Source organism: Nocardia sp. Marseille-Q1738, from assembly GCF_965283145.1.
This window is the reverse complement of the sequence record NZ_CBDIMS010000009.1, coordinates 85,934-106,958: the sequence shown is the minus strand read 5'-3', so window position 1 is coordinate 106,958 and position 21,025 is coordinate 85,934. Positions and strand designations below refer to the sequence as shown.

General features: G+C 67.8%; 19 protein-coding genes and 1 pseudogene. 12 read left to right on the top strand and 8 right to left on the bottom strand.

Annotated features, from left to right (window positions below; genetic code table 11):
• The first annotated feature begins 15 nt into the window (after positions 1 to 15).
• From ACWPXK_RS27180 to ACWPXK_RS27170, 3 genes are all read left to right on the top strand, one after another.
• Positions 16 to 900, top strand: coding sequence for an SPFH domain-containing protein (locus ACWPXK_RS27180; protein ID WP_454199007.1), 885 nt, complete (start codon positions 16 to 18; stop codon positions 898 to 900).
• A 12-nt stretch (positions 901 to 912) separates the two neighbouring features.
• A complete protein-coding gene (locus tag ACWPXK_RS27175; protein WP_454199006.1) occupies positions 913 to 1,101 on the top strand; it encodes a hypothetical protein in 189 nt (62 codons plus the stop codon).
• A 156-nt stretch (positions 1,102 to 1,257) separates the two neighbouring features.
• A complete protein-coding gene (locus tag ACWPXK_RS27170) occupies positions 1,258 to 1,566 on the top strand; it encodes a hypothetical protein (RefSeq protein ID WP_454199005.1) in 309 nt (102 codons plus the stop codon).
• Here the strand turns inward: ACWPXK_RS27170 and ACWPXK_RS27165 are convergent.
• Positions 1,553 to 2,398, bottom strand: a complete 846-nt coding sequence (locus ACWPXK_RS27165) for a class I SAM-dependent methyltransferase (protein WP_454199004.1) — start codon at positions 2,396 to 2,398, stop codon at positions 1,553 to 1,555. The genes ACWPXK_RS27170 and ACWPXK_RS27165 overlap by 14 nt on opposite strands.
• Before the next feature lie 241 nt (positions 2,399 to 2,639).
• Between ACWPXK_RS27165 and rpsA the strand changes: the two genes are divergently transcribed.
• Complete coding sequence (gene rpsA, locus ACWPXK_RS27160; protein WP_067467495.1) at positions 2,640 to 4,106, top strand: 30S ribosomal protein S1; 1,467 nt, start codon at positions 2,640 to 2,642, stop codon at positions 4,104 to 4,106.
• Positions 4,107 to 4,175: 69 nt separating this feature from the next.
• On the opposite strand, the gene ACWPXK_RS27155 is transcribed toward rpsA, so the two are convergent.
• Both ACWPXK_RS27155 and ACWPXK_RS27150 read right to left on the bottom strand, forming a co-directional pair.
• Positions 4,176 to 4,724, bottom strand: coding sequence for a hypothetical protein (locus ACWPXK_RS27155; protein WP_454199003.1), 549 nt, complete (start codon positions 4,722 to 4,724; stop codon positions 4,176 to 4,178).
• A 102-nt stretch (positions 4,725 to 4,826) separates the two neighbouring features.
• Positions 4,827 to 5,504, bottom strand: a complete 678-nt coding sequence (locus ACWPXK_RS27150; protein ID WP_454199002.1) for an NAD(P)-dependent oxidoreductase — start codon at positions 5,502 to 5,504, stop codon at positions 4,827 to 4,829.
• An 84-nt stretch (positions 5,505 to 5,588) separates the two neighbouring features.
• Between ACWPXK_RS27150 and ACWPXK_RS27145 the strand changes: the two genes are divergently transcribed.
• The 4 genes from ACWPXK_RS27145 to coaE all read left to right on the top strand — a co-directional run bounded on the left by ACWPXK_RS27145 (position 5,589) and on the right by coaE (position 10,113).
• A complete protein-coding gene (locus ACWPXK_RS27145; protein ID WP_454199001.1) occupies positions 5,589 to 6,290 on the top strand; it encodes a TetR/AcrR family transcriptional regulator in 702 nt (233 codons plus the stop codon).
• Between the two features lie 329 nt (positions 6,291 to 6,619).
• Positions 6,620 to 7,282: a TetR/AcrR family transcriptional regulator gene (locus tag ACWPXK_RS27140; RefSeq protein WP_454199000.1), complete on the top strand. Its 663-nt coding sequence runs from the start codon at positions 6,620 to 6,622 to the stop codon at positions 7,280 to 7,282.
• 67 nt (positions 7,283 to 7,349) lie between these two features.
• On the top strand, positions 7,350 to 8,270 hold the full coding sequence (locus ACWPXK_RS27135) for an SDR family NAD(P)-dependent oxidoreductase (RefSeq protein WP_454198999.1): 921 nt from the start codon (positions 7,350 to 7,352) through the stop codon (positions 8,268 to 8,270).
• 640 nt (positions 8,271 to 8,910) lie between these two features.
• Positions 8,911 to 10,113, top strand: coding sequence for a dephospho-CoA kinase (gene coaE / locus ACWPXK_RS27130; protein ID WP_454198998.1), 1,203 nt, complete (start codon positions 8,911 to 8,913; stop codon positions 10,111 to 10,113).
• Positions 10,114 to 10,124: 11 nt separating this feature from the next.
• Here coaE and ACWPXK_RS27125 read toward each other — a convergent pair whose 3' ends face one another.
• A complete protein-coding gene (locus ACWPXK_RS27125) occupies positions 10,125 to 10,649 on the bottom strand; it encodes a DUF402 domain-containing protein (RefSeq protein WP_454198997.1) in 525 nt (174 codons plus the stop codon).
• Positions 10,650 to 10,780: 131 nt separating this feature from the next.
• Between ACWPXK_RS27125 and uvrB the strand changes: the two genes are divergently transcribed.
• Complete coding sequence (gene uvrB, locus ACWPXK_RS27120) at positions 10,781 to 12,970, top strand: excinuclease ABC subunit UvrB (protein WP_454198996.1); 2,190 nt, start codon at positions 10,781 to 10,783, stop codon at positions 12,968 to 12,970.
• 230 nt (positions 12,971 to 13,200) lie between these two features.
• Here the strand turns inward: uvrB and ACWPXK_RS27115 are convergent, their stop codons facing one another.
• Positions 13,201 to 13,671 (bottom strand): VOC family protein, encoded by a 471-nt coding sequence (locus ACWPXK_RS27115; RefSeq protein ID WP_454198995.1) that lies wholly within the window; start codon positions 13,669 to 13,671, stop codon positions 13,201 to 13,203.
• 52 nt (positions 13,672 to 13,723) lie between these two features.
• Here ACWPXK_RS27115 and ACWPXK_RS27110 point away from each other — a divergent pair, with 52 nt between their 5' ends.
• The 3 genes from ACWPXK_RS27110 to ACWPXK_RS27100 all read left to right on the top strand — a co-directional run bounded on the left by ACWPXK_RS27110 (position 13,724) and on the right by ACWPXK_RS27100 (position 16,000).
• Positions 13,724 to 14,620, top strand: coding sequence for an AraC family transcriptional regulator (locus tag ACWPXK_RS27110; RefSeq protein ID WP_454198994.1), 897 nt, complete (start codon positions 13,724 to 13,726; stop codon positions 14,618 to 14,620).
• 28 nt (positions 14,621 to 14,648) lie between these two features.
• The gene (locus ACWPXK_RS27105) at positions 14,649 to 15,062 is read left to right on the top strand and encodes a DoxX family protein (RefSeq protein WP_454198993.1); all 414 of its coding nucleotides are present in this window, start codon (positions 14,649 to 14,651) and stop codon (positions 15,060 to 15,062) included.
• Between the two features lie 485 nt (positions 15,063 to 15,547).
• The gene (locus ACWPXK_RS27100) at positions 15,548 to 16,000 is read left to right on the top strand and encodes a universal stress protein (protein ID WP_454198992.1); all 453 of its coding nucleotides are present in this window, start codon (positions 15,548 to 15,550) and stop codon (positions 15,998 to 16,000) included.
• 287 nt (positions 16,001 to 16,287) lie between these two features.
• Here ACWPXK_RS27100 and ACWPXK_RS27095 read toward each other — a convergent pair whose 3' ends face one another.
• From ACWPXK_RS27095 to ACWPXK_RS27085, 3 genes and pseudogenes are all read right to left on the bottom strand, one after another.
• On the bottom strand, positions 16,288 to 18,534 hold the full coding sequence (locus tag ACWPXK_RS27095; protein ID WP_454199148.1) for a HelD family protein: 2,247 nt from the start codon (positions 18,532 to 18,534) through the stop codon (positions 16,288 to 16,290).
• A gap of 222 nt (positions 18,535 to 18,756) precedes the next feature.
• Positions 18,757 to 19,041 (bottom strand): annotated as a pseudogene (locus ACWPXK_RS27090) (antibiotic biosynthesis monooxygenase family protein); the annotation flags it as partial.
• A gap of 12 nt (positions 19,042 to 19,053) precedes the next feature.
• Positions 19,054 to 20,403 carry a diguanylate cyclase domain-containing protein gene (locus ACWPXK_RS27085; protein ID WP_454198991.1) on the bottom strand — a complete coding sequence of 450 codons (1,350 nt, stop codon included), beginning with the start codon at positions 20,401 to 20,403 and terminating at the stop codon, positions 19,054 to 19,056.
• Positions 20,404 to 21,025 lie beyond the last annotated feature (622 nt).

Below are 21,025 nucleotides of genomic sequence, written 5' to 3'. Positions count from 1 at the left end.
TATTGGGAGGATGTCATGCAGTTTCGCTCCGCGTTCCGCGTCAACGGCTTTCTGGTGCTGTTGGGCTGGTTGGTGCTCACGGTGGTGTTCGGTGGCGCCGCGGCGCTCGGTTTCGTCGCGGGAGCCAAGGACGGCAACGCGCTCGCCATCGGCGGCGCGGTGGCCGCGATAGTTGTCGTGGTGGTCCTGCTGTTGCTCGCGACCGGCCTGACCGTGGTGAACCCGAACGAGGCCAAGGTGGTCCAGTTCTTCGGCCGCTACATCGGCTCGGTGAGCGAGCCGGGGTTCTTCTCGGTGCTCCCGTTGACCGACCGCAAGAGCATCTCGCTGCGCGTGCGCAACTTCGAGACCCAGAAGCTCAAGGTCAACGACGCCGACGGCAACCCGGTGGAGATCGCCGCCGTGGTGGTCTACCGGGTGGTGGACAGCTTCAAGGCCGCCTTCGCCGTCGACGACTACGAGGAGTACGTCGAGACCCAGTCCGAGGCGGCGGTCCGCCATCTGGCCACCACGCACCCGTACGACGCGCACGACGACGAACGCACCAGCCTGCGCGACGGCGCCGAGATCGCCGAGGAACTCACCGTCGAACTGCGGGAGCGCACCGAGATGGCGGGCATCGAGGTGCTGGAGGCCAGGATCACCCACCTCGCCTACGCGCCCGAGATCGCCCAAGCCATGCTGGTTCGCCAGCAGGCCGCCCAGGTGGTCGCCGCGCGCACCCGGATCGTCGAGGGCGCGGTCGGCATGGTCGGCCTCGCGCTGGAGCGGCTCGCCCAGCAGGGCATGGTCGAGCTGGACGAGGAGCGCAAGGCGGCGATGGTGTCGAATCTGCTCGTCGTGCTGTGCGGTGATCGTCCGACCCAGCCCGTCGTCAACGCCGGTTCGCTCTACTCCTGAGGCGGGCAGCCCGTGGCTGAGCGCAAGAAACTGCTGCTACGCCTGGACCCGGCCGTCCACGACGCCATCGCGAAGTGGGCGGCCGACGACCTGCGCAGTGTCAACGCCCAGATCGAGTACGCGCTGCGCCTGGCGCTGGAACAGGCCGGGCGCAAACCGAAAAGCGGCGACGGAACGGCGTCGGCAGGGGCGACCGAGTGACGCGGCGGCACGGGCGATGCCGCTCCCTGTCGACGCTCTGGCACGCACGCGCGGTCCGCGCCGAAATACCCGCGATCGCGGCTGGTGCCCGTCATCCCCAGCGCGAAGACTGGTTATCAGCAACTTTCCAGTGGCCCGCACCGAAAGGGGAGTCCGATGACCACGACAGTGCACGTCGACAACACCGTGCGCGACTACGACACCTGGAAGACGATGTTCGACGGTTTGGAGCAGTTCCGCGCCGAGGCCGGAGCACGCACCTGCCGCGTGGAGCGGTTCACGCACAACCCGAACCGGGTGCTCATCGACCTGGATTTCGACACCGCGGCGGCGGCCGAAGCCTTCCGGGACGAATTGCGCAAGATCACCGACAGTGCGCATGCCCAGGCGATGCTGGTCTCCCACGAGGTCTCCATCCTCGAGCTGGTCGACGAGCATCACCCGTCCTCGCTCACGGCTTCCTAGTCACGAAAATGGCGGTGCCGGGGAACAGCTCGCCGCGCAGCGGGCTCCACTGTCCCCATTCGCGGTCGAGCCATTCCGGCCACTCCGGCTCGACGATGTCCTCCACGATCAGTCCCGCCGCGACGATCTCCCGCACCCGGTCCCCGATGGTCCGGTGGTGCTCGACGTAGGTGGGCACGCCCGCGGCGTCCACCTCGACATAGGGGGTGCGGTCGAAGTAGGGGATGGTGGCGGTCAGGCCGGCCGGGCCGGGATCGTCCGGGAAGATCCAGCGCATCGGGTGATTCACCGAGAACACCCAGCGCCCGCCCGCCCGCAACACTCGGGCCACCTCCCGCATGACGAGCGCCGAGTCTGCGACGAACGGCACCGCGCCGAACGCCGAACAAGCCAGATCGAACGACGCGTCGGCGAACGGAAGCGCCTCGGCGTCCGCCTGCACCAGCGGCACCCGCGGGCCACCGCGGGCCATCACGGCCTGCCCGCGCTCGAGCATCCCGCGCGACAGGTCCAGCCCCACCGGCCGCGCGCCCTGCCCGGCCAGCCAGCGCGCGCACGGCGCCGAGCCACAGCCGATCTCCAGGACCACTTTGCCCGCGACGTCGCCGAGGAAACGCATGTCGCCCTCGTGCAGGCCCTCCGGGCACCACACGAACTCGCCGCCGGGGGAATCCACGCCGAGGAACTCCGCGTGCGTCTCGTGGTACTGGGCGGCGTCGGCATCCCACCAGCGTCGGCTGGCCAGCCGGCTGGCCGGTGATCCGATCCGGGTACGGGTCGTGCCTGCCGTTCCGAGCAGTGCGTTTGCTTGCGCATGGCGATCTTCCGACACGCCGATCAGACTATCGGCGTGGCGGCCGGACCGGTTTGCCCGGCCGGACCAAGGTCGCGTACGCTGAACGCGCGAGTGTCTTCCGTACAGCCGTACCGGAGTTCAACCCGTGCTGAGTTTCACGCGCGTTGCGTGCGGTACGTTCCTAAGTGTCCGTCTTCACACCTCGCGGTGAGATCGCAGCGTACCGAAAGTTCCAATGTCCGCAACCGACCACAATCCGTCCGGAGCAAACCGACACATGCCCACCACCGTCACCTCGCCGCAGGTAGCCGTCAACGACATCGGCTCCGCCGAGGATTTCCTCGCCGCCATCGACGCCACGATCAAGTACTTCAACGACGGCGACATCGTCGAAGGAACCATCGTCAAGGTCGATCGCGACGAGGTCCTGCTCGACATCGGTTACAAGACCGAAGGCGTCATCCCCTCCCGCGAACTCTCCATCAAACACGACGTCGACCCCAACGAGGTCGTTTCCGTGGGCGATGAGGTCGAGGCGCTTGTTCTCACCAAAGAGGACAAGGAAGGCCGCCTGATCCTGTCGAAGAAGCGGGCGCAGTACGAGCGTGCGTGGGGCACCATCGAGGAGCTCAAGGAGAAGGACGAGGCCGTCAAGGGCACCGTCATCGAGGTCGTCAAGGGCGGCCTGATCCTCGACATCGGCCTGCGCGGCTTCCTGCCCGCCTCGCTCGTCGAGATGCGCCGGGTGCGCGATCTGCAGCCGTACGTCGGCAAGGAGATCGAAGCCAAGATCATCGAGCTGGACAAGAACCGCAACAACGTCGTGCTGTCGCGGCGCGCCTGGCTGGAGCAGACCCAGTCCGAGGTCCGCAGCGAGTTCCTGCACCAGCTGCAGAAGGGCCAGGTCCGCAAGGGTGTGGTCTCCTCGATCGTCAACTTCGGCGCGTTCGTCGACCTGGGCGGCGTGGACGGTCTGGTGCACGTCTCCGAGCTGTCCTGGAAGCACATCGACCACCCGTCCGAGGTCGTCGAGGTGGGCAACGAGGTCACCGTCGAGGTCCTCGACGTCGATCTGGACCGCGAGCGCGTCTCGCTGTCGCTCAAGGCGACCCAGGAAGACCCGTGGCGGCAGTTCGCCCGCACCCATGCGATCGGCCAGATCGTGCCGGGCAAGGTCACCAAGCTCGTTCCGTTCGGCGCGTTCGTTCGCGTCGAGGAGGGCATCGAGGGCTTGGTGCACATCTCCGAGCTGGCCGAGCGCCACGTCGAGGTCCCGGACCAGGTCGTCGCCGTCGGCGATGACGCGATGGTCAAGGTCATCGACATCGACCTGGAGCGTCGCCGGATCTCGCTGAGCCTCAAGCAAGCCAACGAGGACTACCACGCCGAGTTCGACCCGTCGAAGTACGGCATGGCCGACAGCTACGACGAGCAGGGCAACTACATCTTCCCCGAGGGCTTCGACCCCGAGACCAACGAGTGGCTCGAGGGCTTCGAGAAGCAGCGCGAGGAGTGGGAAGGCCGCTACGCCGAGGCGGAGCGTCGCCACAAGATGCACACCGCGCAGATGGAGAAGATGGCGGCCGACGCCGCGGCCGAGGCCGCGAACGGCGGCGGCGCGTCGAACTACTCCTCCGAGAGCGGTGCGCAGTCCTCCGCCAGCCAGGCCGAGCCCGCCGGCGGTTCGCTCGCCAGCGACGCCCAGTTGGCGGCCCTGCGGGAGAAGCTCTCCGGCAACGCCTGATCGGCACCAGCTGATGACTGTGCCCCAACCGGATTCCGGTTGGGGCACAGTCATTTTCGATGAGCGTTTTCAGTGCCCCACGGTGTGCTCATGCCGCGAGGGTTTCGTGGTACCGCGACGGACTTTCGGCGCTTCCGCGGGCGGACGCGCCGCTTCCTGTGGCGCCACCATCTGGGCCGTGGTGAGCGCGACGACCTGGATCTGCTCGAGCCGCAACCCGAGCGTGGCCAGCCGGGCGATGACGCCCAGCCGATGCTCCGCCAATCCGGGGCGGATCACCAGTGGCTCGCGCTCCGGAGTGTGCAGGACGTACGACCGGAGTTCGGCGTCGAACCGTACCGGCACGCCGTCCCGGATGGCCCGGTAAGCGTCCAGATCCAGGGTGCTGTGCTTGACCGGGTCGATCATCAGCGACTCGATGAACTGCTCAGCCTGCCGCAGCCACGGCTCCTGCTCCGACGGGTCCAAGTGCTCGACCCGCTGGGCAACGCGCCACCGATAATCCTCCGCCGCGCGGCGCAGCAGAGAACGGTGCCGCTCGATCTCCACCGCGAAGGCCACGAGCTTTTCGTGGTCCGCGGCGAGCCGGTCGGGCGTCGAGGCATGGACGTCGGGCATAGTGCCCCCTATCTCTCGGGTTGCGGATTACTTTGCGTGGCAACCAGGTCGACGACGTCCGACGCGTTCTATTGTGCCGGAGGGGTACGACAGAAAGCTCTCTCAGTAGCCGACGGTGAAGCGGCGCTGGATGAATCGGGGTTGCTCGACTTCGTCGAGGAGGGCCACGGCCACGTCTTCCGCGGAGATGTCCGCGTCGCCGACCAGCAGTTGGTCGCCGCCGATGCGGAAGCGACCGGTGCGAGTGCCGGGATTGATCCGGCCCGACGACGGGCTCAGGTACGTCCAGTTGCGATTGGACAGGCGATAGACGTTCAAGGCATCGCGCAATGCGCGCACCACCTCGGCGTACTCTGCAGGTACGTCCAATACCTCGGTGAGGGTGCGGGTGAAATCGTCCCCAGTGTCGAGCAACTGCACCCCGGGGGCGACCTCCAGGCTGCCCGCGCCGCCCACCGCGATCAGGCGCACCCGAGGCTGCCGGTTGAGCGCGGCGACCATCGCCTGCGCGCCGACCACGAAATTGCCCGCGTTCGCGATGGTGTCCGGGATGCCGTGTCCCGCGTTCACCGCGCTCACGACGACGTCGAGACCCGCGATGGCGGCGGCGATGCTGTCGGCATTCAGCCAGTCGGCCACCGCCCATGTCTCCTGTCCCCGTTCGGCGGGGATCCGCGCGGCGTCGCGCGTGAAGGCGGTGACCCGATGTCCCCGTTGCAGTGCCTCGGTGACGACGCGCGAACCGATGACGCCGGTCGCCCCGAAAATCCCGATATCCACGAACTCTCCTACACATGTTCAGTTACTACACGCCGTTCAGTTATGACACGGCTGATAGTAGCCAAACACTGTAGAGTGTCAACCGTGGCCGAGATCGTGAGAAGTCGCCGGGAACGTCTGCGCGCGCAGACCCTGGAAGACATCAAGACGATCGCGATGAGTCTGCTGGCCGAGGGGGGACCCGACGCGATCTCGTTGCGCGCCATCGCCCGCGAGATGGGAATGACGGCGGGAGCCGTCTACGGCTACTACGCCACCCGCGACGACCTGATCTCCACGCTCATCTCGGATGTCTACACCGCATTGGTCGACCGCCTCGAAGCGGCGCGCGACGCCGTGCCCGCCGAAGACCCGGCCGGACGCATCGTGGCTTGGGGGGAAGCAGTGCGCGACTGGGCGGTCGAGCGCCCCGCCGAATTCCGGCTCATCTACGGCGACCCGGTGCCGGGTTATCAGCCGCCACCCGGCGGCCCCGCCGCGGCCGCCGAATTGCGCGCCTGCACCGGCTTGGTGGGGCTCGCGGCGGCTGCCTGGCCGCACGCCGCGCAGCGGCAGGCCATCGGTGAGTGTGCCTGGTCGGACTTCGACGCGGACCTAGCCGAGCACGTGCGGTCCGACTTCCCGGCGCTGCCGCCGGATGCGCTCGCACTCGCGTTGCGCATGTGGGGCCGGATGCACGGCCTGATCGCGCTCGAAGTGTACGGTCATCTGCGCCCGCAATCACAAGCTCCCGCAAAGCTTTTCCGCGCCGAGATGCTGGACCTGGTCCGCTCGCTAGGGCTGTAGGCATATACCGAGCCGACCTCGTCGGCGTCGTCGGGGTGAGTGAGCATCGATCGGATCGCGGCCGGCATGTTCACCGGCTCGTCCGCGAGCTTGATGGCGAGCACGTCGAGCAGGAGCGATGCCGCGACGTCCACAGAGTCGCGTTACCTCGTATGTCGGTGCCGGAGCGGTACCGGCTCTGGCTGTGCTGCCCACTCCGGCGAGAAACGCGGCCGCCGCGAGGTTACGGGCTGACTTCGAACGCGAGTCGAAAGCCCTGTGAGGGAGCTGCTTCGGTGATTGCCCGGGACGACCTTGACGTTGTATGTAACGATCCCTACAGTGAGAATATGGCAAAGAAGCCCGGTGCCGCGGTGGAGGACAAGAGTGCCGCACCGTCGAGGGAGCAATTTCTCGACGTGGCGGAACGGCTGATGAGCGAACGCGGATACGCGGGCACCTCGGTGTCGGCGATCTGCACGGAAGTCGGCGTCGCGGCTACCTCGCTGTACTGGCACTTCGGCAGCAAGGAAGGGCTGCTGGCCGCGGTGATGGAACGCGGAGCGGCGCGCTGGTTCGGTGCGCTGCCGCGCTGGGACGACCTCACGGGCGATGTCGACGAGCGTGCGGCGCAGGTGCGGCGCCGCGGCGCGACCGCCGTCACCGGCCATCCGCTTTTCCTGCGGTTGTTCTACATGCTCGCGCTGGAGGGCGGTGCGGATGAGGCGGCCGCCGAGCTGGTTCAGCGGGTGCGCGAGCGCGCGCGGAGCTACTTCGCCGAGGCGATCGCCGGGATGCTGGCGGACGCGGTCGAACCCGAGATCGCGCGGCGAGCAGCCGAAGAGCTGGCACGATTCGCCGTCGCGTTCTCCGACGGTTGTTTCTTCGCCACGCAGCTCGAACCCGGCGACACCGACTTGCAGACCATGTACGGCGATCTCCTCACCGCGCTGTGGGCGCTCGCGCCCGCCGCGATCGCGCGTGCTCACCGCACGAAAGGGCAATCGGCATGAGCGAGCGAACCAGAGACGTAGCCGGGCAATCGCTCGGGCCGGAACTGAGCGTGAGCGAGGCGCCGGCATGAGCGATCAGCGCACCGTGCTGATCACCGGGGGCACCGGCAGTCTCGGCTATCGGACCGCCGAAGCGATTCTCCGCCGCGACCCGGATCAGGTCGTCGTCATCACCGGTCGGGGCGCCGACGCGGTGAACGCGGCCGCGGCTCGGCTCGGTGACCGGGCCGTGGGAATGTCCCTCGATTTGGCGTCGCTGTCCGCTGTGCGTCGCTTCGCGCGTGGGTTCGGCGAGTTGGGGTTGCCGCCGCTGCACGCGATCGTCTGCAATGCGGGTACCCAGATCGTGTCGGGCACCGTGCGCACCGTCGATGGCATCGAGCAGACCTTCGCGGTCAACCACCTCGCGCATTTTCTGCTGGTCGGTGAACTTCTGCCCACACTGGCCACGCCGGGACGAATCGTCTTCGTCGCCAGCGACACTCACGACCCGGCCAAACCCACCGGCATGCCTCGGCCGGTCTATACGACGGCGCGGGACCTGGCCTATCCGGACGACTCCGAGGGGATCGGCGCCGGCCTGGCCGGTCGCCGCCGGTACACCACCTCGAAACTCTGCAACGTTCTGGCGACCTACGAATTCGCCCGGCATCTCGACACCGGAACCATTCCGCCCACCGTTACCGTGAACGCTTTCGATCCGGGTCTCATGCCAGGTACCGGGCTCGGCCGGGATTATCGCGGAATCCAAGGCTGGGCCTGGCGCTATCTACTTCCCGCGCTGACGATCGTCCCGGGAATCAATGTTCATACCCCCCGCCGTTCGGGCGCCGCACTGGCTCGACTCGTGCTCGCACCCGAATTGGCCGGGACGACCGGGCGATATTTCTCCGGTCGACGGGAGATCAAGTCCTCCGCCGAGTCCTATGACATCGCCAAAGGCGAGGATTTGTGGACGACCAGCGTGGAAATCGTCGAAAAGTTGTAATCCGCGGGTAGCGCGACACAGGCCGCCGCGCACAGCAGAGTGGCCCAGCCCTGGCGAGGGGCTGGGCCACTTCGACATCGGGGGTTCAGCTGGCTGTTGCAGGTACCCAACGGACCACGGGTGTGGTCGAGCGCTTCCGCGTGGCGGCGAAACTGTGCCGCGCGGGACTGATGAACGCGGTGAACCAAGAGCGACGGTGCTCGGCGAGCGCCGCCGCCACAGCAGGGATCCGAATGCAGTGCACTCGCCCCGCCATACCCAGGCGGTGGCGACCCGTCTGGTTGATTCTGGTGCCCAATGTTGTTCCTTTGCTTTGCTGGTGTCGGCCTGGATCGCCACGGCGAAGATTAGCCGAACGAAAGTGCTCGCCAAAGTATTTTGCGCGAGTAATTGCCTCGGCGTGTCGGAAACTCGTCCGGTCGAACGGGAAACCTCCGGAATTGTTGCGAATCGGTCTCGGCACAGTCACGGATCGGGCAAATGGCGGTAGGAGTGGTGGAATGCGCGGCCGCATTGGGTAATCGGGCTCATTGCTGTCCATCGGGTCGTTGGCGCCGCCGGGGCGCCGCGCGGTACGCCTTCGGCGGAGGAGATCGGGGCGGCGCGGGCGAGGGCCGCGGCCGGATGCAAGACTGGTCGAGTGTTACGAATCGGCCTCACCGGAGGCATGGGAGCGGGCAAGTCGACGGTGGCCCGGGTCCTCGCGGACCTCGGTGCGGTGGTCATCGACTCGGATCTGATCGCCAGGGAGGTGGTCGCGCCGGGCACCGAGGGTCTCGCGGCGCTGGTCGAGGCTTTCGGTGCCGATATTCTCGCCGCGGACGGAACTCTCGACCGCCCCGCGTTGGCGGCCAAGGCATTCGGTGACGACGCCGCACGGGCGAAACTGAATTCGATTACCCACCCATTGGTCGGAAAGCGCACCGCGGAATTGATCGCCGCGGCACCGCCGGACGCTATTGTGGTGCAAGATATTCCGCTCTTGGTGGAAAACGGTCTTGCACCACTGATGAATCTCGTTCTCGTCGTGGATGTCGACGCCGAAACGCGCATCCGCCGCCTTGTCGAATTTCGCGGTATCGCGGAAGCCGATGCCCGAGCGCGTATTTCGACGCAGGCCACCGACGAGCAACGCCGAGCAGTTGCCGACGTTTTGCTGGACAACAGCGGCGCGCCCGGAGAGGTCGAGGCCGAAGTGCGCACGCTGTGGACGCAGCGGCTGGTGCCGTTCGAGCGCAACCTGCGGACCGGGACCACCGCGCGACGCGGCGAGGTGCGGATCGTGCCGCCGAACCCGGACTGGCCCACGCAGGCGCAGCGGCTGATCGCCCGGCTGTGGGTGGCCTGCGGCGCCGCCGCGTCCCGGATCGACCACATCGGCTCCACCTCGGTGCCGGGGCTGCCCGCCAAGGACGTGATCGATCTGCAGATCACGGTCCCCGATCTGGCCGCTGCCGACGACCTGCGGGACGCGCTCGGCGCCGCCGGTTTCCCGGTCCGGCCGGAGAACACCCGGGACAATCCCAAGCCGACGCCGCAGGACCCGGCGGGTGTCGACACCGCGCTGTGGACCAAGCGATTCCACCAGAACGCCGACCCGGGCCGGTTGGCCAACGTGCACCTGCGGGCCGAGGGCTCGCCCGGTCAGCGGTACGCACTGCTGCTGCGCGACTGGCTGCGCGCCGACTCCGCCGCCCGCGCGGAATATGTCGCGGTGAAACGCGAGGGCGAGGCCAAGGCCGCGGGGTTGACCGGGGCGGAGGCGACTTCGGCCTACCTCGCGGTCAAGGAGCCGTGGTTCGACGCCGCCTATGCGCGGGCGCTGGCTTGGCGGGACCGCTAGAGCTGGAGTGCTTACAGCCAGGTCAGGGCGATGTCCATGGACTCCATCCACCCCTCGAAGGTGTGGCCGTTGGCGGCGATGCCGTCGATGGCGGCGGTCGCGTGCTGCACGGCGGCCTCGGCCTCGGCGAGGGTGACCAGTCCGGCGGCGTGCGCGGCGAACAGTTCGTCGACGTCGAGCAGCTGGGTTTCCCGCGACGAGCGCACGACGATGTCGAGATAGTGGTCGACGGATTTCCACTTCTTCGGGGCGACCACGGTGAATTCCCCGACGTCGAGGTAGTAGTCCTGGTCGCGCCGATGGGTGGGCAGGTAGTGGAAGACGGTCGCGCGGAGGAACAGCTTCGGCAGCAGCCAGGACTCGATGTAGTGGAATTGCGGATGATCCGAGGTGCGCGCCATATACAGACCCCACGGCTCGACGTGGTATCGCTCGACCGGGCGCACGAAGCCTTTCGGGTCCGTATTGGTCAGGTCGGCGATATTGAAGTACTCGACTTTGGGCCGGTGCACGTCGACGGAAGGTGCCTGCGTCATGCATCAAGAATCTACCGCCGCCCCGGACGCGTCGAGCCGGGTGCGGTAATCGGCCGGCTACATCCAGGGGAGCGTGATGCCGTGATTTCCCGCAGCGGAATCTGTCGGTGGCTGGGCCTAGGCTGGTGAGCATGGCATTCGCAACCGAGATTCCGGCGGAGGGCTACGAGGACAGGGTCGCCGAGCAGCCGCTCGCGCGCTCGGAGTTCCGCCCGGTCGGCGAGATCCAACGCGTCGGCGGCCGGTTCGAGGTGGTCAGCGAACATCAGCCGGCCGGTGACCAGCCCGCCGCGATCGAGGAGCTGGAGCGCAGGATCAAGGCGGGGGAGCGCGACGTGGTGCTGCTCGGCGCCACCGGCACCGGCAAATCGGCCACCACGGCCTGGCTGATCGAGCGGCTGCAGCGGCCGACCCTGGTGATGGCGCCGAACAAGACGCTGGCCGCCCAGTTGGCCAACGAACTGCGCGAGATGCTGCCGAACAACGCCGTCGAGTACTTCGTCTCCTACTACGACTACTACCAACCCGAGGCGTACATCGCCCAGACCGACACCTACATCGAGAAGGACAGCTCGATCAACGACGATGTCGAGCGGCTGCGCCATTCGGCGACCTCCAGCCTGCTGTCCCGGCGCGACGTCGTGGTGGTCGCGTCGGTGTCGTGCATCTACGGCCTCGGCACGCCGCAGTCGTATCTCGACCGGTCGGTGCAGTTGCAGGTGGGCGGCGAGATCGACCGGGACGCGCTGCTGCGGCTGCTGGTCGACGTGCAGTACACCCGCAACGACATGGCGTTCACCCGAGGCTCGTTCCGGGTGCGCGGTGACACCGTGGAGATCATTCCGTCCTACGAGGAACTCGCCGTCCGCATCGAGTTCTTCGGTGACGAGATCGAGGCGCTGTACTACCTGCACCCGCTCACCGGCGACGTGGTCCGCCAGGTCGACACGCTGCGGATCTTCCCGGCCACCCACTACGTGGCCGGGCCGGAGCGGATGGAGCGCGCGGTGCGCGATATCGAGGCCGAGCTCGAGGAGCGGCTCGCCGAACTGGAGCGCCAGGGCAAATTGCTGGAGGCGCAGCGCCTGCGCATGCGCACCCAGTACGACCTGGAGATGATCCGGCAGGTCGGATTCTGCTCCGGCATCGAGAACTATTCGCGCCACATCGACGGGCGCCCGGCCGGTTCGGCTCCCGCCACGCTGCTGGACTACTTCCCGGAGGATTTCCTGCTCGTCATCGACGAGTCCCACAACACCGTGCCGCAGATCGGCGGCATGTACGAGGGCGATATGTCCCGCAAGCGCAATCTGGTGGAATACGGGTTCCGCCTGCCGTCCGCGGTGGACAACCGGCCGCTCACCTGGGAGGAGTTCGCCGACCGCATCGGCCAGACGGTCTATCTGTCGGCCACGCCCGGCCCGTACGAGCTCGGGCAGACCGGCGGCGAGGTGGTCGAGCAGGTCATCCGGCCGACCGGCTTGGTCGATCCCAAGGTCGTGGTGAAGCCGACCAAGGGCCAGATCGACGACCTGATCCACGAGATCCGCGAACGCACCGAGCGCGACGAACGGGTTCTGGTCACCACGCTCACGAAGAAGATGTCCGAGGATCTCACCGACTATCTGCTCGGGCTCGGGATCCGGGTGCGCTATCTGCACTCGGAGATCGACACCCTGCGCCGCGTCGAGTTGCTGCGACAGTTGCGGCTCGGTGAATACGACGTGCTGGTGGGCATCAACTTGCTGCGCGAGGGCCTCGACCTGCCCGAGGTGTCGCTGGTGGCGATCCTCGACGCGGACAAGGAGGGGTTCCTGCGCAGCACCACGGCGCTGATCCAGACGATCGGACGCGCCGCGCGCAACGTCTCCGGCGAAGTGCACATGTACGCGGACAAGATCACCGACTCCATGCGGTATGCCATCGACGAGACCGAACGCCGCCGGGCCAAGCAGGTCGCCTACAACGAGGAGATGGGCATCGATCCGAAGCCGTTGCGCAAGAAGATCGCCGACATCCTCGACCAGGTGTACCGGGAGGCCGACGAGACCGAGGTGGAGGTCGGCGGCTCCGGCCGCAATGTCAGCCGCGGCAGGCGCGCCCAGGGCGAGCCGGGCCGGGCGGTCAGCGCGGGTGTGTATGAGGGCCGCGACGTCAAGTCGATGCCGCGTGCCGAACTCGCCGACCTCGTCAAAGAACTCACCGATCAGATGATGAACGCGGCCAGGGAGTTGCAGTTCGAACTCGCCGGCCGGTTGCGCGACGAGATCGCGGACCTGAAGAAGGAATTGCGCGGCATGGACGCCGCCGGATTGAGTTGAGTCGCGCTGTGTTCCACACGGCGGCGCTCGCGCGCCGTCCTCGGTGCGGCGCCCTCGCTGTGCTCGGGCGGCTTCGTGCGGTACGTCGCCAGGTCGTCACCGTGCTGAGCGTCGGAGACCGGCGCACCCTGGCGGTGCTGCCGCATGACGTGGACTTGGCGTCGAGTTCGGCGTTCGACGCTCTACCTCCGCGGACCGGGCACCGCCCAGCCGCGGAGGCAGCGGGGCCGTCAGGCCTGAGTGGCCATCCATTCGTTGACGCGGCGCTCGGCTTCCTCGCGCGAAACGTCCTCGACCTTGGTCAGCACCGCCCAGCGGTGGCCGAACGGATCGATGATCACGCCGTAGCGATCGCCGCTCACGAAGGTCTGCGGTTCTTCGGCGCTGCGGGCGCCGTGCTCGACCGCGCGCCGCACGACCGCGTCGACATCGGGGCAGTAGTGCACGATCGAGGTGTGCACCCACTCGCCGTTCGGGGCGAGCACGCCGTTGTCCGGGATCGGCATCCCCAATTGCAGGGTCGAATCGCCGATCTTCAGCTCCGCATGCGCGGGCTGACCGTCGGGCAGGTCGTTACGGCCGAGCACTTCGGCCCCGAAGACGGCGGTGTAGAAATCAATGGCTTTGTTGCCGTCACCGACAGCGAGAAAGCAGGTGATCGAGTGGTAGCCGTCGGCGATGGGATTCACTGTGTTCGTCATGACCACAACTTTTGTCGATCGTGGTCGGCGGGTCTTGTAAGAAAGCGACACCGTGCGCGATAACGCCGAATCCGCCGAGCCACAGCCGTCGCGCAATCCCTTGGTGCCCACCGACACCAAAGGCATTCTGCATCCGGCCGAGCAGGCCGCACATCGCTCGTTGCTTCGTTTGCCGCCGAGCAATGCGGTGGACCGCTACGTCGAGTGGTACTGGGCGGTGCGCTGGGATCTGCGCGGCCGGACGCCGTATCGCGCCGAGGTGCTGTCCTATCCGAGCGTGAACGTCACCTTCGAGCGATCCGCCACGCGTACCGGTGGATTCGTCAACGGTGTGCGCACCACCAAATTCATTCGCGAACTCAGCGGGGTAGGGGAGACATTCGGTATCCGCTTCCGGGCGGGCGGTTTCGGGGCGTTCACCGGGCTCGACGTGGGCTCGTTTCGCGACCGCGTCGTGGCCATCACCGACGTCATGCCCGACGCGGCCGGTTTGACCGAGCGGGTGCTCGACGCACCCACCGACGAACGGCGCCGCGCCGTCGTCGAGGAGTACCTCACGGGCAGGCCCGCGGTCGACGACCCGACCTACCGGCTGGTGCTGCGCATCGTCGACGCCATGGCCACCGACCAGGAGTTGACCAGGGTCGACCAGATCGCCGACCGCTTCGGTGTGCCCGCTCGTACGCTGCAGCGCATGTTCCGCCGATACGTCGGGGCGGGCCCGAAATGGGTGCTGCGGCGTTATCGGTTGCAGGACGGCGCCGATCTGCTGGCCAAGGGCCGTACCGAAGATCTCGCCGCGCTGGCCGCGGAGCTGGGCTACTTCGACCAGGCGCACTTCTCCCGTGAGTTCACCGCGGAAGTGGGTATGGCTCCGCTGGAATATGCCAAGTATTCGCTACGGTCCCGCGACGAGGTCACTGCAAAGGTCATGCCGACCACGAGATAGTTGCCGGACCGCCGACGAGGAGCCGCATATGGACGTAGTGGTGTTGATCGGGCGGGTGCTGTTCGTGGTGCTGTTCCTGAGCTCCGCGCTCGGGCACTTCACCCAGACCGAGGCGATGACGGGGTACACGCAGAGCCGGGGCGTGCCCATGCCGAAGTACGCCGTGCTCGTCTCGGGCGTACTGCTGGCGCTCGGTGGTCTGAGTGTGTTGCTCGGCGTGTGGGCCGATCTCGGGTCGTTGCTGCTGGTGGTCATGGTGCTGCCGACCGCCTTCCTGATGCATGGGTTCTGGAAGGAGACCGACCCGCACGCCAGGCAGCAAGAGATGATCCAGTTCAACAAGGATCTCGCCCTGTCGGGCGCCGCCCTGATGCTGTTCGCGTTCTTCGCGCACGTGGACGAACTCGGATTGACCATCACCGGGCCGCTTTTCGACCTCTAGCCCGGTCGGCGCGCTAATATTGCACGTCCTTTTATCGCGGGAAGAGGAAGACATGGACATCATCGGTGCGATTCTCGGCATATTCTGGGCCAACTATCGGCAGTGGCCGTAGCGGCACGGTAGCCCAGGCTCGATCGGCCCGTCCCGGTGCGTGATTCACGCGGCCGGGGCGGGCCGATCCGCGTGTGATGTACCTGGCCCTGTGACGAATATCCCAGCGCAGCAATCCCGTTCGATTCCGTTGTGGCACATCACAGGTTTACTTCGCCGGAATTGGGTCGGTGCTGGTTGCTCGGGCCCTTTCCGGCATTCTCCGGTGAAACCGCAGCGGGAATCGTCGAACACCCCGAGTGTGATGTCTTGCGATTTCGGAAATTTCCGCTTCGTTTGCCGCTATGGTCGACCCCAGTCGCCGCGCCGATGCCCCGACCTGGCCGGGAGACCCCGCGCGCGGCACCCGACCCACCGCATAGTTGGAGGAGAGAATGACCGCCTACCGGACCATTGTCGTCGGTACCGATGGCTCGGACTCGTCGTATGTCGCCGTCGAGAAGGCCGGCGCTCTGGCCGGCGTCTCCGGCGCGACGCTGGTCGTGGCCTGCGCGTACTACCCGACCGACGATCGCGATGTCGCCGTCGCCGCCGATGTCCTCAAGGAGGAGGCCTACCAGGTTCGCGGTTCCGCGCCGACCAACGAGATCCTGCGCATCGCGCGCGACAAGGCCATCGCGGCGGGCGCCGCGGACATCATCGAGCGCGCCGTGGTCGGTGAGCCGGTGGAGTCGCTGCTGGCGCTGGTCAAGGAGGTCGACGCGGACCTGTTGGTGGTCGGCAACCGTGGTCTGAACACGCTGACCGGCAGGCTGCTCGGTTCGGTGCCGTCCGACGTGGCGCGCAAGTCGCGCTCGGACGTGCTGATCGTGCACACCGTGCGCTGAGCTGGTTGGTCTACGGGAGACCCAGCTCTCACCGAGGACCTGGCGAAATACGACGCCGCGGCCGAACACGGGCTTTGCTTCGGTCGGATCGACCTCGACGGCGAGCACGACCAGTACTGCCGGATCGAGTCGGCGTCCTGCCACGGGCTCGCCGCCCGGAAGAACCCCGCGCCTAGCCCATCGCGCCGCAGGCAGCCCCGGTCGAGGCGGAACTGCCTACGAGGCTCCGTGTCCATCGCGAAGCATGATGCGACACGGGGCCTTTCGTCGTCGGCGGGCTGTGCTATTCAGCGCAGCCGGTCGAGCACCTCCGGCAACTCGGCGCTGTGCACCACACCCAGCCGCTGGGTCGCGCGGGTGAGCGCGACGTAGAGATCGTTGAGCCCGCGCGGCGATTCGTCGAGAATGCTCTGCGGCTCGACCAGATACACCGCGTCGAATTCCAGGCCCTTCACCTCGTGCACGGTCAGCACCCGCACCGACTCGCCCGCGAGGTCGCCCAGCCGCGCCACCAGCGCGTGCGGCGCGATCACCGCCGTCGTGCCGGGGCCGGTCTCGGCGGCGACGAGCCGAGCGACCTGCGCGTGCACGTCGCCGGAAGCGACCCGGTAGGCGCGGGGCGCGACGCCGGTCTCGCGGACCGACCGCGGCGCGGACGCGGTGGGATCGATCGCGGCGAGGACGTCGGCCGCGACGTCCATGACTTCGGCGGGGGTGCGGTAGTTGACGGTCAGCTCGGTCAGCTTCCACCGGGTGGCGACGTAGGGTTCCAGCATCCGCTGCCATGAGGACGTGCCCGCGGGGTCGCCGGTCTGCGCGACGTCGCCGACCACGGTGACCCACCGGTTCGGGATGCGCCGCATCACCATGCGCCAGGCCATCTCCGACAATTCCTGCGCCTCGTCCACGATGACGTGCCCGTAGGTCCAGGTCCGGTCGCCCGCGGCGCGTTCCGCGGTGGTCTGCCGGGTGCGCACGTCCTGGCGTTCGGCCAGTTGGCTCGCGTCGATCAGGTCGTAGGCCATGAGGATCTCGGGGTCGAGCTCGTCTTCGAGATCCTGCGGTGCGGAGCCGGTCAGGATGTCCAGCGCGTCCTGCGCCTCGGCGAGCTGGGCGCGCCAGCGGCGACGGGCGCGCTCGCGCTCCTCGGTGTCGTCCACACCGAGCAATTCGGCGAGCTCGTCCAGCAGCGGCGCGTCGGCGGCGCTGAACTGGCCGTTGTCCGGGCGCAGCAGTTCGGCGCGGTCGGCCGGATCCAGTGAGCTCGCCGCCCGGTCCAGCCGCTTCGGGTCGGCGAGCAGGTCGGCGAGGACGTCCTGCGGCGACAGAATCGGCCACAGCTCGCTGATGGCGGCCTGGATCTGCGGGTCGGCGCGCATCTCGTCGCCGATCTCGGTGAGGTCGGCCGAACTGAGCAGGCTGGGACCACCGGAGAGGTCGGCGCCCATGGTGCGCGCGAGCTGGTCGGTCAGCGCGTCGATCACCGAGGCCGCGAAGATCGGCCGGGCCAGATTGTGCGGGCGGCGCGAGGACCGCGCGCGGCCACGAGCCTTGGTGACGATCTTGCGGTCCAGCAGGACCGGATATCCGTCGAAGCTCAGCCGGATCGGTTCGGCGGGCACCTCCTGACGGTCGCGCACCGCCTGCTTGAGCACGTCGAGTATCGCCAGCGAACCCTTGATCTCGCCCGCGCGCAGCGAGTCCTCGCGGGTCGCCCGCACGCCCGGGTAGAGGTTGCCGATGGTGGACAGCAGGACTCCCGTCTCGCCGAGGGACGGGAGTACTTGGCCGATGTAGTCCAGGAAGGTGGCGTTCGGCCCGATGATCAGCACGCCGCTCTTGGCCAGCTGCTGGCGGTAGGTGTAGAGCAGATAGGCGGCGCGATGCAGCGCTACGGCGGTCTTGCCGGTGCCCGGTCCGCCTTGGACGACGAGCACGCTCTTGTGCTCGGAGCGGATGATCGCGTCCTGCTCGTGCTGGATCGTCTCGACGATGTCGTTCATGTGGCCGGTGCGGGCGGCGTTGAGCGCGGCCAGCAGCGCGCTCTCGCTGCCGACACCGCCGTCGCCCGCGGTGACGCCGGCCCGGCGCGCGGCCTCCAGGTCCAGGTATTCGTCGTTGATCGCGGTCACCGTGCGGTTGCGCGAGCGGATGTGCCTGCGGCGGGTCACGCCGTCCGGGGCCGCGGTGGTGGCCAGGTAGAACGGCCGGGCCAGCGGGGCGCGCCAGTCCAGCAGCAGGCTCTCGTAGTCGTCCTGTTCGTCCAGGATGCCGAGCCTGCCGATGTAGCGGTACTCCTCCTGGTCACCGTCGAGGTCGATGCGGCCGAAGCACAGCCCGTGTTCGGCGGCGTCGTATTTCGCCAGGTCCTCGGTGTAGAGCTGGGTGAAGGACTCCCGTTCGCTGCGGGCCTGCGGGGTGCCGCCGGTCTCCAGCAGGACCGTGCGCAGCCGGTTGCGCGCGTAGGCGCGCATCTCGTCCAGCCGGTCGTACAGCACCGACAGGTAGGCCTGTTCCTGTTCGGTCTCGCGGATCCGCTCGGGGGTGCCGGAATGGGCGGCACGGTCCTGAGTGAGGTCGGGCAAAACGGAACTCCTTGTCACCGCGAAGAGCCGCGAGCACACTACCCGGCCGGGCAGGTGAACGCTCGGAAAGCAGAGTTGTCGAGTTTACTGGGGTTGCGGAGGGCTCGCCGTAGTCGCAGGTGACACCCATGACGGCGAGCAGGCGGCTTGGTCGTCGGCCGCGGCGGGCAGCACCGGCGCGAAGTGCTCGACCACCGGGAACGGGTCGTAGAAGTGATGCAAGAGATCCTTCCAGCGCTGGTATTCCGGGGAGCCGCGGAATCCGGCGACGTGATCGTCGAGGTGGTCCCACTCCACCCGGAGCAGGTAGCTGCCCGGCGACTCGATGCCGCGCGACAGCGACAGCGATCGGAATCCGGGCATGCTCGCGATGATCGGCCGCGCCGCGGCGAAGGCGGCCTCGAAGTCGGCGGCCGACTCCGGGCGGACGGGCAGCAGGGCGTGTTCGATGATCATGCGCCGAACCCGTCAGGAGGCGTGGGTGCTGTTCGGTCTGCGGACCGAAGCGGCGGCGCCGTCCCGGCGTCCCGGCGGCTTCGCGCGGTACATCGCCAGGTCCGCGTCGTGCAGCACGGCCTCCGGGGTGCGCCGGTCGCCCGCGTTCAGCTCGGTGACCCCGATCGACGCGTTCACCTGGATGCGGTGCCCGCGGGCGATGATCGGCTCGGCCATGGTGGAACGGAGCCGGGCCACCAGCACGTCGATGTCGACCCGCCGGGTGACCCCGGACAACAGCACGAGGAACTCGTCACCGCCGAGCCTGCCGACGATGTCGTCACCGCGCAGCGCGCGTTGCAGGCGCTGCGCGACGATCTGCAGCACGGTGTCGCCGATGGCATGCCCGAGCGTGTCGTTGATCGCCTTGAACCCGTCCAGGTCGATGAACAGCACGGTGGACACCGGCAGCAGCTCATCGGTGCTGGCCAGCGCGGCGGCCAGCTGGGACAGGATCAGGGAGCGGTTGGCCAGGCCGGTCAGCGAATCGTGCGTGGCCTGGTACTCCAGTTGCCGCCTGCTGGCACGGAACTCGGTGATGTCGGCAAAAGAGGAGACCGCCGACGAACGCGCGTCGCCGGGATTGAGCAGGCGGCTGCTGCCCGACAGCCAGCGGCGCTGGCCGTCGACGAGGTCGACGCCGAAGACGTAGCCGGTGATGGTCTCGCCCGTGGCGAGGGTACGTGCGACGGGATGGCGGCTCGGCGGCAGCGGCTGGGCATTGGCGTCCAGCAGCACCAGCGGCAGCGACTGAATGGTGCGGCCGATCACGTGCCGGTCGGGCCCCTCGGTACCGAAGATGCGTTTGGCCGCCGGATTCATCGATTCGATCCGCCCCTCCGGATCGATCACCACGACACCCTCCTCCAGCTGGGAGACCACCGTGGTGAAGTAGTGCTCGGCCCGGCGCTGCGCGGCCTCGGCGTCGCGCTGGGCGGTCAGGTCGTGGATGACCACCTGATAGGCGAGGCGGTCGTGCCAAGCGGTCAGCACCGACACCGTCTCGACGGGGACGCGCACGCCATCCAGCCGCATCAGCGATATTTCGGTCGGAGCCGAGGCCGTGCCCGCGACGGTGAGCGCGCCGATGCGGTCGAGCATCGCGGGGACCGAGGCCGGATGGACGAAGTCGGTCAGCGGCCGGCCGACCACCTGCTCGGCGCTCTCGGCGGCGAGCAACCGGACGGTAGCGGGATTGACGTAGACGACCATCCCGCCCTCGTGCACACAGATCCCGTCGGGGGTGTGCTCGACCAGGGAGCGGTAGCGCGCGGCCAGCTGTTCGGCGGCGTCGACCGCGGCGGCTAGCTTGTCATCACCCACTCGAACCCCCGATCATCGACCCCATTATGGCCATTGGAACACGGGATTATTGTGGTATCGACGTGGACAAGATCACACCGACCACGCTATTGCTCTGATCACAGTACCGGCACTATTTCGGGTTCGATCCGGCGTTCATTTCAGAACCGTTCGCGGCTGGGTACGGTGCGCGGCCCGGGGCCGGTGGAGGAGCGATCCTGCCGGGCGTCGACCCGAACACCGCTACCCGGTTCCGAAACGACTTACCCCGGAATCAAGATCATATGACGACAGCCGGGATCGGTGCGGGTGGGGCGGGGAGCGTCTCGAGGAGGGTTTGCCCAGCGGCAAGTGCGGCATGCCTCCGGACCGGATGCCGACCCGACCGCCACCGAGGACGCACCTGCTGGCCGTCCACATCTTTACGCGCTGACGCCGCTTGCGGCCATGGCCAGAGCGCGGCGTCCGCGGACGATATTCGCGGTGGGTCGTTCTCGCGGACGCCGAGTGCGCCGTCGCGCGGGTGGATTGCGCCGTGTGCGGTCCGTACGATGGTGCATGGTGTCGTGTGTCGAGTAGGTGCCTGAATCCAGGCTGCGCCAGTCGAATTCGCCGATGGTGACTTTCGGCCCTGTTCGCGGCG

Coding starts and splice junctions, on each gene's coding strand:
- ACWPXK_RS27180 (WP_454199007.1), top strand. CDS start 16: ATGCAGTTTCGCTCCGCGTTCCGCGTCAACGGCTTTCTGGTGCTGTTG.
- ACWPXK_RS27115 (WP_454198995.1), bottom strand. CDS start 13,671: ATGACGAACACAGTGAATCCCATCGCCGACGGCTACCACTCGATCACC.
- ACWPXK_RS27140 (WP_454199000.1), top strand. CDS start 6,620: ATGGCAAAGAAGCCCGGTGCCGCGGTGGAGGACAAGAGTGCCGCACCG.
- ACWPXK_RS27105 (WP_454198993.1), top strand. CDS start 14,649: ATGGACGTAGTGGTGTTGATCGGGCGGGTGCTGTTCGTGGTGCTGTTC.
- ACWPXK_RS27125 (WP_454198997.1), bottom strand. CDS start 10,649: ATGACGCAGGCACCTTCCGTCGACGTGCACCGGCCCAAAGTCGAGTAC.
- ACWPXK_RS27100 (WP_454198992.1), top strand. CDS start 15,548: ATGACCGCCTACCGGACCATTGTCGTCGGTACCGATGGCTCGGACTCG.
- rpsA (WP_067467495.1), top strand. CDS start 2,640: ATGCCCACCACCGTCACCTCGCCGCAGGTAGCCGTCAACGACATCGGC.
- ACWPXK_RS27155 (WP_454199003.1), bottom strand. CDS start 4,724: ATGCCCGACGTCCATGCCTCGACGCCCGACCGGCTCGCCGCGGACCAC.
- ACWPXK_RS27135 (WP_454198999.1), top strand. CDS start 7,350: ATGAGCGATCAGCGCACCGTGCTGATCACCGGGGGCACCGGCAGTCTC.
- uvrB (WP_454198996.1), top strand. CDS start 10,781: ATGGCATTCGCAACCGAGATTCCGGCGGAGGGCTACGAGGACAGGGTC.
- ACWPXK_RS27170 (WP_454199005.1), top strand. CDS start 1,258: ATGACCACGACAGTGCACGTCGACAACACCGTGCGCGACTACGACACC.